The 12,796-nt window shown below is 72.8% G+C and carries 14 protein-coding genes and 1 pseudogene; 7 read left to right on the forward strand and 8 right to left on the reverse strand.

Translation table 11 applies throughout. The features are described from left to right. Together ACL02O_RS31475 and ACL02O_RS31480 are read right to left on the reverse strand one after the other, a co-directional pair. Positions 1-487: GNAT family N-acetyltransferase (locus ACL02O_RS31475; protein WP_412821819.1), on the reverse strand; the 487-nt coding region annotated here is incomplete at its 3' end. 331 nt (positions 488-818) lie between these two features. Further along, the gene (locus tag ACL02O_RS31480) at positions 819-1,310 is read right to left on the reverse strand and encodes a MarR family winged helix-turn-helix transcriptional regulator (protein ID WP_412821820.1); all 492 of its coding nucleotides are present in this window, start codon (positions 1,308-1,310) and stop codon (positions 819-821) included. A gap of 115 nt (positions 1,311-1,425) precedes the next feature. Here ACL02O_RS31480 and ACL02O_RS31485 point away from each other — a divergent pair, with 115 nt between their 5' ends. From ACL02O_RS31485 to ACL02O_RS31500, 4 genes are all read left to right on the forward strand, one after another. Next, complete coding sequence (locus ACL02O_RS31485) at positions 1,426-1,590, forward strand: hypothetical protein (protein WP_412821821.1); 165 nt, start codon at positions 1,426-1,428, stop codon at positions 1,588-1,590. After that, positions 1,583-2,614, forward strand: a complete 1,032-nt coding sequence (locus tag ACL02O_RS31490; RefSeq protein ID WP_412821822.1) for an LLM class flavin-dependent oxidoreductase — start codon at positions 1,583-1,585, stop codon at positions 2,612-2,614. Before ACL02O_RS31485 ends, ACL02O_RS31490 begins: the two co-directional genes overlap by 8 nt. Positions 2,615-2,655: 41 nt before the next feature. Then, positions 2,656-3,369, forward strand: coding sequence for an NADPH-dependent F420 reductase (locus ACL02O_RS31495; protein ID WP_412821823.1), 714 nt, complete (start codon positions 2,656-2,658; stop codon positions 3,367-3,369). A gap of 116 nt (positions 3,370-3,485) precedes the next feature. Further along, positions 3,486-4,265, forward strand: a complete 780-nt coding sequence (locus ACL02O_RS31500) for a class I SAM-dependent methyltransferase (protein ID WP_412821824.1) — start codon at positions 3,486-3,488, stop codon at positions 4,263-4,265. A gap of 72 nt (positions 4,266-4,337) precedes the next feature. Here ACL02O_RS31500 and ACL02O_RS31505 read toward each other — a convergent pair whose 3' ends face one another. The 4 genes and pseudogenes from ACL02O_RS31505 to ACL02O_RS31520 all read right to left on the reverse strand — a co-directional run bounded on the left by ACL02O_RS31505 (position 4,338) and on the right by ACL02O_RS31520 (position 8,112). After that, entirely contained in the window at positions 4,338-4,799 is a 462-nt protein-coding gene (locus ACL02O_RS31505; RefSeq protein ID WP_412821825.1) for an HNH endonuclease, read from the reverse strand. A gap of 91 nt (positions 4,800-4,890) precedes the next feature. Continuing rightward, positions 4,891-5,376 carry a hypothetical protein gene (locus ACL02O_RS31510; protein ID WP_412821826.1) on the reverse strand — a complete coding sequence of 162 codons (486 nt, stop codon included), beginning with the start codon at positions 5,374-5,376 and terminating at the stop codon, positions 4,891-4,893. Positions 5,377-6,321: 945 nt separating this feature from the next. Then, positions 6,322-6,612, reverse strand: a pseudogene (locus ACL02O_RS31515) (hypothetical protein); the annotation flags it as partial. Between the two features lie 39 nt (positions 6,613-6,651). Continuing rightward, positions 6,652-8,112: a hypothetical protein gene (locus ACL02O_RS31520; protein ID WP_412821827.1), complete on the reverse strand. Its 1,461-nt coding sequence runs from the start codon at positions 8,110-8,112 to the stop codon at positions 6,652-6,654. Positions 8,113-8,371: 259 nt separating this feature from the next. Between ACL02O_RS31520 and ACL02O_RS31525 the strand changes: the two genes are divergently transcribed. Next, positions 8,372-9,844 (forward strand): vWA domain-containing protein, encoded by a 1,473-nt coding sequence (locus tag ACL02O_RS31525; RefSeq protein WP_412821828.1) that lies wholly within the window; start codon positions 8,372-8,374, stop codon positions 9,842-9,844. A 47-nt stretch (positions 9,845-9,891) separates the two neighbouring features. On the opposite strand, the gene ACL02O_RS31530 is transcribed toward ACL02O_RS31525, so the two are convergent. Together ACL02O_RS31530 and ACL02O_RS31535 are read right to left on the reverse strand one after the other, a co-directional pair. Continuing rightward, the gene (locus ACL02O_RS31530) at positions 9,892-10,710 is read right to left on the reverse strand and encodes a TIGR04222 domain-containing membrane protein (RefSeq protein WP_412821829.1); all 819 of its coding nucleotides are present in this window, start codon (positions 10,708-10,710) and stop codon (positions 9,892-9,894) included. 23 nt (positions 10,711-10,733) lie between these two features. Then, positions 10,734-11,567, reverse strand: coding sequence for a DUF2785 domain-containing protein (locus ACL02O_RS31535; protein WP_412821830.1), 834 nt, complete (start codon positions 11,565-11,567; stop codon positions 10,734-10,736). A gap of 302 nt (positions 11,568-11,869) precedes the next feature. Here ACL02O_RS31535 and ACL02O_RS31540 point away from each other — a divergent pair, with 302 nt between their 5' ends. Next, positions 11,870-12,355 carry a GNAT family N-acetyltransferase gene (locus tag ACL02O_RS31540; RefSeq protein ID WP_412821831.1) on the forward strand — a complete coding sequence of 162 codons (486 nt, stop codon included), beginning with the start codon at positions 11,870-11,872 and terminating at the stop codon, positions 12,353-12,355. 52 nt (positions 12,356-12,407) lie between these two features. Beyond that, positions 12,408-12,796, forward strand: a 389-nt coding sequence (locus tag ACL02O_RS31545; protein WP_412821832.1) for a cupin domain-containing protein, incomplete at its 3' end; no start/stop codon positions are given.

Below are 12,796 nucleotides of genomic sequence, written 5' to 3' on the forward strand. Positions count from 1 at the left end.
TGTGGCCGGCGTGACCTGTCGCGGTGCGCCGGGCGAGACTGATAGTTGAGGTTCCCAGGGGCCAGTCCGCGCTCAGCCAGGCGGTCACCGCCTCGTACAGCGGGGTGTCGAGCTCGGCCCGGTCCGCCCGCACCCAGGACCGCACATCGGTGACGTGGTCGTCGCTGTGCGAGGGATAGATGTAGACGCAGCCGATGACCTCGCCGCTGGCCGTCTCGATGACGGTGTAGGTGAAACCGGTGCGACGGGAGAGATCCTCCGCGTGACGCTCCAGGTCGGCAAGGTTCTCGGCCAGGGACATCCCCGCGGGAGGCGGCCATGACCGGTCCTGGAAGCCGGGCGTCGCGCGGATGTGCTCGATGCTGGAGGTCCACGCGGCCTGGTCGGCGGTGTTGTGCTGCGGCCGCAGTGGCTCCAGGCGGAACAGGGCAGTGACCAGGTGTCGGGGGACTGGGAAGTCGTCAGGGACGAGCGCGCGATCGGTCATACGGCGGAAGGTTACGGGTCCACCCGCCGACGTCCCGCCATCGTCGGCGCACCGAGCCGCAGACGTTCCCGGTCACCGCGCTGGCAGGCCCGCTCCCGTATCGCTTCATTATCGGATTACCGGCAACAGCAATGCGGCAATCTGTCCGGGCAAAGCGGGCATAACGCCGATACATCATAATGACAGTTCTTGTGCGTAATGACTCACGTTGGTGTCTTCGCAGCGAAGAGTGGGGTCCGTCGAGTGACCTTCGATGCCCCCGCTTCTGTCGGCGGGTGTCAGTGGAGTGGCGTGGAGGGTGAGCCTGGTCGGAGCTGGCGCTCCCTGGTGATCATTCGTTGTGCCGCGCGTCCACCTGTGCGCGGAGCGCCGTCGCGATCTCGCCCGCCGCGCGGAGCTGGTCCGGCGTGAGCGCGTCGACGAAGAGCTCACGGATGGCGCGCAGGTGCGGAACGGTGGACCCGCGGAACGCCTCGGCCCCGGTCGGCGTGAGGTGGACCCCCGCCCCTCGGGGATCGGTTGCGCACTCCTGGCGGCGGATGAGTCCGCGCCGCTCCATCCGGCCGAGGTGGTGGGAGAGCCGGCTGCGCTCCCAGCCAATGTGCGTGGCGAGTTCCGAGGAGCGCAGTTGCCGGTCCTCCGCCTCGCTGAGGGCGAGCAGGACGGCGTAGTCGCCGGGCGAGAGCGAGGACTCGACCTGCAGGCGCGATGCGAGCCGGGACCTGAGGGCGTCCGCCGTCTCGATGAAGTCCCGCCAGATCCGTAGCTCCTCGGCGGTCGGCAGTTGACGCCCTCGCCGCCGGTCGGGTGTGGCCTTCGTCATCTTCCTCCCATGATTGACATGTCAATTTGCAGGCTAGCATGTTTGACATGTCAATCGTCGGGAGCGGCCTCCCGATGCGGGTCGACCACCTGGGAACGCACGTGAGGAGGAGACGGTGACAGCGGAAGGCTTCGAGCTGGGACTCAACTCGTTCGGCGAGGTGGCCGCCGACGGCGACCGGATCCCGAGCGACGCGGAAGCACGCACGATCGAGCTGCTGGGCAGCGAGGTCGCCCCGCGAGTCCGGGAGCTGCTGGCGAAGGAGCCCACCCATGTCTGACCTCATGTTCGGCCTCGACACCTTCGGCGACGTGCCGGAGGACGATGCCGGCAAGCCCGTGTCCCATGCCGCGGCGATCAGGCAGGTCGTCGACGAGGCGGTGCTGGCGGACGACCTCGGCGTCGACGTCATCGCCCTCGGCGAGCACCACCGGCCGGAGTACTCGGTGTCGACGCCCGAAACCGTGCTGGCGGGGATCGCCACCCGTACCGCGCGCATCCGGCTCGCGTCCGGCGTGACCGTGCTTAGCTCGGACGACCCGGTCCGGGTGTTCCAGCGCTTCGCGACGGTGGACGCGCTGTCGAACGGCCGGGCCGAGGTCATCCTCGGTCGCGGCTCGTTCACCGAGTCGTTCCCGCTGTTCGGCTACGACCTGCGCGACTACGACGCGCTGTTCGAGGAGAAGATCGAGCTGTTCGCGAAGCTGCTGGACGAGCAGCCGGTCACCTGGAGCGGCAGCCTGCGTGCCCCGCTCGAGCACGCCGACGTCTTCCCGAAGACGGAATCGGGGCGCCTCACCACCTGGGTGGGCGTCGGCGGCTCGCCGCAGTCGGTCGTGCGTACCGCCCACTACGGTTTCCCGCTCATGCTCGCCATCATCGGCGGCGCTCCCGAGCGTTTCGCGCCCTACATCGACCTTTATCGCCGGGCGGCCGAGCAGTTCGGCACGACCGCGCACCCGGTCGGGATGCACTCACCAGGATTCATCGCCGACACCGACGACGAGGCGAAGGAACTGTTCTGGCCGCACTACCGCGTCATGCGGGACCGGATCGGCGCGCTGCGGGGCTGGCCGCCGATCCGTCGCGAGGAGTTCGACGCCGAGGTGGCGCACGGTTCCCTCTACATCGGCTCTCCGGAGACCGTGGCCCGTCGCATGGCCCGCGCGATCCGCAGCCTGGGCGTCGGCCGGTTCGACCTCATCTACACCGCCGGCGCGCAGCCGGTGAGCGCCCGGATGCGCGCCGTGGAGCTGTACGGCACCCGGGTGATCCCCCTGGTCCGCGACATCCTGGCCAGTTGACCGTACCCACGGACACCCCCGTCGGTATTCGGAAGGAAGACATGACCGACACTTCCCGCAACAGGCCACAGACCCTCGGCATCCTCGGTGCCGGGAAGGTGGGCACCGTGCTCGCCCGGCTCGCCGTCGCCGCCGGCTACCGGGTGCTCATCGCCGGTTCGGGTGACCCGGCGAGGATCGCCCTCACTGTCGAGGTGCTCACGCCCGGAGCGGTCGCCACCACCGCGACCGACGCCGTGGCCGGCGCCGACGTCGTCATCCTCGCCCTCCCGCTCGGCAAGTACCGCAGCGTTCCCACCGAGGCGTTGCGCGGCAAGCTCGTCGTCGACGCCATGAACTACTGGTGGGAGGTCGACGGCATCCGCGACGACCTCACCGACGCGCGCACCTCGTCGAGCGAGACCGTGCAGGCATTTTTGCCCGGCTCCCGCGTGGTCAAGGCGTTCAACCACATGGGATACCACGATCTCGAAATCGAAGCGCGGCCGAACGGCGTAGCCGGCCGCAGGGCCATCGCGATCGCGGGCGACGACGCCGCCGATCTCGCCGCCGTCGCATCCCTTGTGGACCGTCTCGGCTTCGATCCGGTCGTCGCGGGTCCCCTCGCCGAGGGCGTACGGCTGGGACCGGGCAGCGAGTTGTTCGGCGCCAACGTCAGCGCCGACGAGGTACGTGCCATGCTCGCCCGGTTTCCGCAGTCGGAACGCGGGCGGACCGTCGCCCACGCGCGAGCCGGGCGGCCGGAGGCGGCCTGACCCGTCACCGGGCGGCGGGACCACCGCGAGAGGTCGTCTGCCTGCGGCACCGGCGCTGGCTCGCACACGCCGACAGGAGGTCGGCCCGACCTCGCCAACGTCGATAGAATGATCGCGTGGAACAGGGCGATCGGCTCCGTCACGCTTCGTCGTTCGGCGCGGCGGCGACCGCGTACGCCGAGCATCGTCCGGACTATGCGCAGGCCGCGGTGCGCTGGGCGCTCGAGCCCGCGCCCGGCCTGCGGGTGCTCGATCTCGGAGCCGGAACCGGCAAGCTCACCGCCACGCTGGTTGCGGTGGGCGCCGACGTCACCGCGGTCGAGCCTGATCCGGCGATGCTGAACGAGCTGCGCCGCGCACTGCCGGATGTCCGTGCCCTGCCGGGGAGCGCCGAGGCGATCCCGCTGCCGGACGCGTCCGTCGATGTCGTGCTGGCCGGCAACGCCATGCACTGGTTCGACATGGCCGTCGCGGGACCCGAGATCGCCAGGGTCCTGGCACCCGGCGGCATCCTGGCCGGCCTGTGGAACGCCATGGACGACGGGATCGGCTGGGTCGCCGGGCTGGCGCGGGTCAGCGGGAGCGCGGCGATCGGCCCGCGTGACACGCCCGCCAGCTGGCGGGCCGAGACGGCCGGCGCGCATCTTCCGACCACCGGCGTGGCTCCCCGGTTCGGCTCGCCGGAGCAGGCCGAGTTCCCGCACGGCCAGCGCCGCACCGCCGACTCCCTCGTGGCGACACTTGCCACCAGGGCGGGGATGCTGGTCATGCCGGAACAGGAACGCGAGGCCACGCTGGGCCGGATCCGCGCTTTCCTGGCGAGCCGACCGGAGACGGCGCGCGGCGAGTTCACCCTCCCGATGCTGACCTGTGTGCTGCGGGTTCGGCGGCTGTGAGAGGCACCCGCAGCGCAGGAGCGTGATCGTGCCGCAACGTTCTTGGTGGACGGCACTGTGCCCTCGTCCGGGCTACGACCGCCCGTGGGCCGCTGGGGCCTCGGCGACCTGCGCGGCCTGGCGGTCCCGCCACCGCCTCTGCGCCTCGTTGTTGCAGCGTCGACAGACCCGGCGGTAGCGGCCCGTCGCCGGGTCCACCTCGCGGTCGTGGCCGTTGCGGCACCGTGGCTGCTGTTTCCGGTTCCGGCAGTTCTCGGCGTGCGTGAGCTGGCGGAGGTGGCTCGGCTCGATGTAGTCGGGCACGCCGCATTCGTGGTGGACCTCGAGGTCGGGCTGGTAGCCGCCGACGAAGACGGCGTACGCGGCCACGTGTGCCCAGGCTCGCCCGGCGAGCTTCTGGTGGACGCCACGCCTGCTGCCGTAGCCCCGGACGATCAGGCACCCGGTGGGTAGGCGTTCCGACCGCTGGAGCAGGTATGCCTTCAGCGACTCTTCGCTGAAGTGCCGGGAGAGTCCACTCACCTGAGACAGCACGCCGAGAGCGTAGTGGCATTGCCCGACGTTGCCGGCGTGCGGTGGTTGCGGGCCCGGTCGACGCGATCGACTCGCGAGGGTGCGCGGCGGGTCAGCGCCCGGGGCGGCAGTGCGGGACCGTGCCGGACAGGCGACGCGGCGGGTGCCCGCTGTTGCCGGCCAACGCGACGTCGACGAAGGCGCCGACGCCGGCCCGTGCGACGCCGGCCAGCAGGGCGACCAGCAGCAGGCGGAGGCGGGTGTCGGAGACGGCGTCCGGCGTACCGGCGCTCGGTGGTGGTCCGCCGCCGGTCAGGAGGGTGGCCAGCAGCCGCGGCTGGACCTCGGGCAGCCAGCCGGTGACGTGGTCGAGCTGCGCGGCCAGCAGCGGCCAGGGATACCGACCGTCCGGGTCCCACTCCTCGACCAGCAGCTCGGCGGTGTCGTGGAGGACGTGCGGTGTCCAGGGGTGGGGGAGCCGGGACAGGCGGCGCACGGCGGCCTGGAACGCCTCGCGGTCGGCTTGGTTGGCCGCGCGGACCCCGGCGACGACGGCGTTCCACAACTCCTGTTCGACCGGTGTGGGTGGACGCCACATCTCGTCTCCTCTCGCCTTGCTGCGGCCGGTCTCGGCTGGATGGATCGCCCCCGCGAGGGCGACGGCCGTGGACGGGCGCACCGGGTCTTGGGGTAATGGCCGGCACGGGCCCGTAGGAGGGCGAGGCCCGTGCCGGCCGCGGTGATCACCCCAATCACCGTCTTTGCGCCGACGGCGGCACGACCGGATCCGGGGCTGTCCGGCCCTGGGCGCGTCGGCGCAGTACCGCGTCGGACGATGCTCATCCGCCCGTACCGCCGGGCGCGGCGTGTCCGCTGAGCGCGCTTGGTTGGTGCTGTGCCGGTGGCTCGCTGTCGCAAGTGAACTATATGGCGAAAGTTAACGAGTTATGACGATTTTGGCACGGCGCGTCTCATATTCGTATCTCAGCTTTCGCCTCGGCCGATGCGGGGCGGACCGGCCACCGAGCGATACGCGACGAGCCACCGGTCGAGGCTATGAGGTTCTTGTTGAGCTGTGTCCGGACTTGGTGAGCACGGATCGGGAGAGATGTCTCACCATTCGCATATCCGCAAACAAGGGCGAAATGTTCCCAGAGGCGACACCGGTGCATTGAGCGCCGAAACAGGATGGCGGGTGAGAGGCTCTGCACAGGATTGTGGGCCGCCCCCGCCGGGGGGCGGCCCACAGCGGGCGTCAGCGTTGGGTGCGGTCGTCGATCTCGGTACCGGACTCCCCCGGGCGGGCGCCGATCGCCTCCTCGGCCGCGCGACCGCCGGTGCTCTCGTCACCCAGCGTCAGGTCACTGCGGGGTAGCCCCGACAACCGTGCCGGGTCCCGGATCTCACCCCGGACACCGCGTGTGTCCTGAGCAGAGTCCGGCACCTCGGGCTGCCCGGGGCGGGCGCCGATCGCCTCCTCGGCCGCGCGACCGCCGGTGCTCTCGTCACCCAGCGTCAGATCGCTGCGGGGTAGCCCCGACAGCCCGCCCGGATCCCGGGTCGGCTGGTCGGGCCAGCCGGTCTCCGCGCCGGGGCCGCCGACCGACTCGCGGCGTCCGACGCCACGGGCGTGGTAGACGCCCTCGCCCGTGCCCGGGTCACCGGGATCGGCCAGGCTGGTGTCGATGGGCCGGCCGCCCGGATCGGCCAGGCCGGCCCGGCGCAACATGTCGACCAGTTCGTCGTGCGGCATGCGCTCGGTGTCCGGTATGCCGGCACCGCGCGCGATGGACCGCAGGGTGGTCAGGTCCTGATCTGCGAAGGTCTCGGCCATGCGGTTGGCTTCCCGAGGGTCAAGACAAGGAAACCTGCGTCAGGCCCGCGCGCCGCCCAGCCCGAGCAGCACCGCGAGCCCGAGGGCGCTGCGCGGGGCGTAGGGCACCCGCCACAGGCCGCCGTGCGCCGCCGCGTACGCCTCGTCCCGCCACGGGTGTTCCTGCGCGGGGCCGCCCCCGGTGCGCAGGTCGTGCACGAGCAGCGCGGCCATCAGGGTGTTGCTGGTGGCCGGCTCGAACACCTCGATGCCGAACCGGTGCGCCCCCGCGTACGCGGCGGCCAGGGCCCGGTTGCGCAGCACCGAGCGGGTCCGGGTCGGCGGCGCGACGGTGAACGACACGGTCGTCCCGGCCTCGCGGGCCACCGCCGCCCGCCACCGTTGCAGCCGCTTGGCCAGGGCGTAGTTCGGCCCCTGCTGGGGGACCAGGCTGTCGTTGATGCCGGGATCCGCCTCCGGCGGGTAGTTGCGGTGCAGCAGCCGGCCGCCGGAGAGCACCCGCAGCGACCGGCGGGCCGGTCCCCGGGCGGCGTAGCCGCGTTCGGCGTGGGCCACGGCCTCGGCCGGTACGGCGTACACGTCGGTGGGCGTGGCCAGGAAGGCCAGGGCGACGTCCGGACGGTGCTGTGCCAGGTGGACGGTGAGCGCGTCGACCGCGGTGGCGACCCGCACATTCGTGGCGCCGTCCGCGTAGACGTAGTTGCCGAGCACCAGCCGCCCGTCGAGGCCGCGCAACCATGCGGCGGCCTGGGGGAGGCGGTGCAGCAGGTCCGCGCCCGCGCCGGCGGCGAGCGCCGCGTCGTCGCCGCAGGTGCCCGGACGCACCGGCAGGTGCAGGCGCCCGCCGTACCGGTGGGCGGTGCGCAGCATCCGCCGCCAGATCTCCGGGCGGGGCAGGTCGACGGCGACCACCTCGCCGCCCCAGCGCAGCACGGACGGCAGCGGTCCCATCTCCGCGCCCGCCCCGAGCACCACGATCCGCTGGTCGCGCAGGTCCAGCCAGTCCGGGTTGGCCAGCACCGCGCCCACCGATTCGGCGCAGCTCGGTTCGATCACGCCGGCGTCCACCCAGGCGTCGAGGCGGCGGCGCAGATCGTCGCCGCGCAGCCGCTGCCCCCGGTACGGCAGGGACAGTTCCCGCTCCACCTCGCCGGTCCCGGTGACGGTCGCGGTCTCCAGCGGCTCCGGGTCCGGCCGGGAGAACACCTCGTCGGGGCCGGTCTCCGTGCCGTCGGTGGAAAGGTGGCGCATCCGGGCGTGCAGGGAGGCCAGCCCGTCGCGGGCGATGGTCAGCGCCGCGTCGCGGGAGAGCAGACCGGCCTCGACCAGCCGGCGGAAGTGGCCGAGGTAGCCGTGCCGCCAGTTCGTCTCGTGCTCGGCGGCACGGGCGCCCACCGGGTCGACGGCGCGCAGGGCGTCGGCCACCACGGCCCGGCCCAGCGCGGTCGTGCTGCGCGTCTCGCCGGTCCGGGGGAACACCACCCCGCTCGGGCCTTCCACGGTCGCCGTCCTCCTCGTCGTCTCGGCTGCGGTACCGGCCCACTCTGCCGTATCGGCGGCTGGCCCGCAGCACAGGCCCCGCCGATCGCGCCGACCGGTTCAGGTCACGCTTCGTGCACGGATCGGTCACGACGTTCACGCTTGCGTATCGGCTCGGCCACGGCGGGAGCCGACCCCCGGTTGCCCTGCGTCAATGACCGAAACGGATCCGGTACGCCGCGGCCGGATCACCACCCCTCTGTCCAGCCGGGAGGATCCGATGGCCCATGTGAGACGGTCGATGCTGCTGCCCGTGGTGCTGGCCGCCGCGATGACGATCACCGCCTGCTCCGCCGGGGGCGCCGGGCGGCAGGCCGACTCCGCCCACGGGCCGGCCCGCCCGAACCCCGGCACGCCCCGGTCGGATGGCACCGACACGAGGACGGAGGAGGACGCGGCGTCGACCTTCGGTGTCGACGTCGACACCGCGTCGTACGGCTACGCCCGCCGGCTCATCCGGGAGGGGCGGCTGCCGGAGCGCTCCGGGGTACGGCCGGAGGAGTTCGTGAACTCGTTCCGGCAGGACTACGCCGAGCCCGCCGGCGACGGCTTCGCCGTGCACGTCGACGGCGCCCGACTGCCCGGGACCCACCGGGCCGAGCCGGACGAGCGGCTGATGCGGGTCGGTCTGCAGACCCGCTCGGAGAGCCGGGAGAGCCGTCCGGACGCCGCCCTCACCTTCGTCGTCGACGTCTCCGGCTCGATGGGCGAGCCCGGTCGGCTCGATCTGGTGCAGGACGCGTTGCACACGCTGGTGGACCAGTTGCGTCCCACCGACTCCATCGCCGTCGTCGAGTTCAGCAGCAGGGCGCGGGTGGTTCGGGAGATGACCCCGGTCTCCGACGCTCGGCAGCTGCACACCGCCATCGACGCCCTGCGTACCCGGGACAGCACCAACCTGGAGGCGGGCCTGGTGCTCGGCTACCGGGTGGCCCGCGCCGGGTTCCGCGCCGGCCGGACCAACCGGGTGATCGTGCTCTCCGACGGTCTCGCCAACACCGGCAGCACCGAGTCGGAGCCGATCCTGCGCCGGGTGCGCGCGGAGGCGGAGAAGCAGATCGCGCTGCTCGGCGTGGGTGTCGGCAGCGAGTACGGCGATCAGCTGATGGAGCAGCTCGCCGACCGGGGCGACGGTTTCGCGGTGTACGTCGGCGAGCGTGACCAGGCCCGGAAGGTGTTCGTGCAGCAGTTGCCCGCGACGCTGAGCGTCCGGGCGCTCGACGCCAAGGTGCAGGTGACCTTCGAGAAGTCGGCCGTGCGCTCCTACCGGCTCATCGGCTACGCCGACCGGGCGCTCGCCGACGAGGATTTCCGCGACGACCGGGTCGACGGCGGCGAGGTCGGTCCCGGGCACAGCGTCACCGCGCTCTACGCCGTCCGGCTCGCCGGCGGGGTTTCCCCGTCGGCCCGGGTGGCCCGGGTGCAGGTGCGGTGGACCGATCCGAAGGATCGGGAGCCGGCCGAGACGTACCAGTCGGTGACGACCGCCGACCTGGACCGGGACTTCACCGAGGCGTCCCCCCGGTTGCGCACCTGCTACGCGGCCGCCTACTTCGCCGTGGCCCTGCAGGGCGGCGAGGAGGCCCGCCTGGGCGATCTCGCGGCGATCGCGGACCGGGCCGCCGACGCCACCGAGGATGCCGAGGTACGGGATCTCGGCCGGGTCATCCGCGAGGCCGACCGACTGCGCTGAGCCGCCTCGCGTCCCGGCACCCGCCTGGGTGGCCGGGTCGCGAGGCGTCAGCTCCGGGACAGCTTGCGCTGCGGGGCCGGGCGGGTTCGCTCGGCGTCGATGCCGACCAGTTCACCGAGGCGGGGGTCGAGGGCCAGCAGCGGACGCGGCCCGAACAGGGCCATCGCGGTCAGCAGCTCGTCGGTGCCGCGTTCGCTCCACACCGGCCGCCGTTGCGGGTCCAGGTCGGCGTGCCGGCGCCGCAGTCGCCGCAGCAGGCGACGCGCGGCGGCGCCGGTCTCCGGCACCTCGCTGAGCCACCAGCCGGTCAGTGCGGTGGCCAGGCAGCACAGCAGCAGCCCCACCACCGAGGCGGGGCCGCCCGCAGCACGACCCTCGACGGCGCTGTCGACCAGCCGGGTCAGCCCGACCACGGCGACCGCGAACAGGGGCACGGTGCCCAGCGCCACCCACCGCCGCTGCGCCGGGGTGAGCAGCCAGCCGTCGCGGACCAGCCGTCCCACCAGCCGGCGCAGGGCCCGCCCCACGCCGGGGTCGGCGAGCACCGCCGCCCAGGTCTGCGGCCGACGCAGCGCGGCGTGCAGGGCGCGGACCAGCTGCCCCGAGCGGGCCGGCGGTGGGCCGTCCACCGCGAGGGTGGCCAGCTCGCCCCGCCGCACCAACCCGGCGCCGTGCAGCACGGCCACGCCCACCTGGCAGGCCAGTCCCGCCCGGTCGGTCAGGTAGGCCAGCTCGACGGGGTCCGGCGCCGCGCCCCGGACCCGCCGGCCGGTCAGCTCACGGACCGCCACGGCGACCGCGAGGGCCACGGCGACCGCGGTGACGTAGTCGAGCAGGAAGCGCGGTCCGCTGACACCCCAGAGCATGGCGCCAAGTATGGCCCGGTCGGTCAGGGCGCCCGGAACCTGTTCACCCGGGTCTCGGCGGCGCGCAACGCGCCGGCCAGCACGCCGGTCCGCGGGCGTCGGAACCACAGGCTGCGCAGCAGGTTGCGGGTGTTGACCCGGGCCACCATCTGGGCGCGGCTGCGGGGCTGGTCGGCGCAGTCGGCCAGCCGGCCCAGCCATTGGGCGATCTCCGCCTCCGGGAGCAGTTCCTTCTCGGCGAGGACGTCCACCACGGTGGCCATCCGCTCATCGTCCTCGTCCGGGAAGATCGTGGTGCCGTTGTGCAGCAGCGCCGCCAGCGCGTCGAGGACGGCGCGGTGGGTGGCCGGGGCGCTCTCCGGGCAGCGGACCAACTCGTTCAGGGCGTCCGCATGATGCGCGGCGGCGTGCGCCCAGCCGCCTTCGGTGACCAGTCCGCGCAGGTCCCGCTCCTGCCGGTGGTAACGCAGCAGGGCGTCGCGGGTCCGGGCGAACTGTTCGGCGGTGAGGAACGGGCGGTCGCGGTGCCGGGCGAGCACGAGGGCGACGACCAGCATGCTGAAGGTCCGGGTGAACACCGTCGGATCGTCGTGACCGCCGATGCCGTGGAACAGGTGCTGGTCGTCGATCAGGGTGTCGAGCAGGTCACGCAGCTCGTCCTCGGTGAGCCGGTCGCCGGTGACGAACGCGTGGAAGGTCGGGTAGACCAACTCGTCGCGCAGCTGCGGGTCGAGGTCGCCGATGTGGGCCAGCAGCGCCGGAACGAGGTCCGCCGCCCGCTCGCCCGGGCGGAGGCGGTAGCCGTCCGCCTCGATCCGTCGCAGGTCGGCCGTGAGTGCGGTTGCGGTGTGGGTCAAGCCGGCGGTCCCTTCAGCGTCGTGGTGATCTCCTCTGCCACCGGGTCGGGTTCGTCGTGGTGAATGCCGGAGACGAGGACCACGGCCTTCCCCTCGAATGGCGGCAGGGAATGCGCGGCACTCTAGCGCCCATGATCGACAGGCGCGGCCGAATATGGTCGAGGAGCGTGCCGTACGCGGTGAGCCGGGTCCGCCGCGGGTGTGAGCAGGGCCGGCGCGGGCGCGGGCCGCCCGATGGCGCCTTCCGGCCGGCCCGGCAAACCGGATCGCGTAGCGGCGGGGATGCGGCTACCGTGCGCGGGATGCGGATCCGCGAATACACCGAGGCCGACTGGGCGCAGGTCCGGCCGATCCTCGACGAGGTCGTCACCGCGGGAGAGACCTTCCCGTACGACCCGGCGTGGCCCCCGGATGTCCTGCGCGACGTGTGGGTGGAACGCCCGCCCGGCTGCACGGTGGTGGCCGAGGAGGCCGGCAAGATCCTGGGCACCGCCAAGATGGGTACGAACAAGCCGGGGCCCGGCTCGCACGTCGCCACCGCCAGCTTCATGGTGGCCGCCGCCGCCCGGGGCCGCGGTGTCGGCCGGGCGCTGGCCGAGCATGCCCTGGACTGGGCCCACCGCCAGGGCTACGCGGCGATGCAGTTCAACGCGGTGGCGGAGAGCAACGCGGCGGCCGTCGAGCTGTACCGGCGGCTCGGGTTCGCGGTGATCGGCACCGTGCCGGAGGCGTTCGCGCACCCCACGCTGGGCAGGGTCGGGCTGCACGTCATGCACCGGTTCCTCTGACGCGCCGCGGTGCGGTACCCACCGGCTGGCCAGCGCGCGCGAGGATCGGTTCATGAGAGATGAACCTGTCGAGCTGGCTGCCGCGCTGGCGCGCTTCGACCAGCTGTGGAGTCCGCGCATCGTCACCACCGTCAACGACTACGACGTCCGGATCGCGAAGGTGGCCGGGGAACACGTCTGGCACGCCCACGACCACACCGACGAGTTCTTCCTGGTGCTCGACGGGGAACTGCGGATCGCGCTGCGCGACGGCGCGGACGGCGCGGAGCGGGAGGTGGTGCTGCCCCGCGGCGCGGTGTACGTGGTGCCGCGGGGGGTGGAGCACCGGCCGTCCGCGCCGCAGGGCGCGTCGATCCTGATGTTCGAGCCGTCCGGGACGTCGAGTGTGGGTGACCGGCACGACGCGGTGCCGGGGCACGTGGACGCCACCACCGGGCACCG

The sequence above is a fragment of the Micromonospora mangrovicola genome, assembly GCF_047200535.1.
In the GTDB taxonomy this organism is placed as follows: Bacteria; Actinomycetota; Actinomycetes; order Mycobacteriales; family Micromonosporaceae; genus Micromonospora.

Coding starts and splice junctions, on each gene's coding strand:
- ACL02O_RS31530 (WP_412821829.1), bottom strand. CDS start 10,710: ATGCTCTGGGGTGTCAGCGGACCGCGCTTCCTGCTCGACTACGTCACC.
- ACL02O_RS31510 (WP_412821826.1), bottom strand. CDS start 5,376: ATGTGGCGTCCACCCACACCGGTCGAACAGGAGTTGTGGAACGCCGTC.
- ACL02O_RS31525 (WP_412821828.1), top strand. CDS start 8,372: ATGGCCCATGTGAGACGGTCGATGCTGCTGCCCGTGGTGCTGGCCGCC.
- ACL02O_RS31480 (WP_412821820.1), bottom strand. CDS start 1,310: ATGACGAAGGCCACACCCGACCGGCGGCGAGGGCGTCAACTGCCGACC.
- ACL02O_RS31490 (WP_412821822.1), top strand. CDS start 1,583: ATGTCTGACCTCATGTTCGGCCTCGACACCTTCGGCGACGTGCCGGAG.
- ACL02O_RS31540 (WP_412821831.1), top strand. CDS start 11,870: ATGCGGATCCGCGAATACACCGAGGCCGACTGGGCGCAGGTCCGGCCG.
- ACL02O_RS31495 (WP_412821823.1), top strand. CDS start 2,656: ATGACCGACACTTCCCGCAACAGGCCACAGACCCTCGGCATCCTCGGT.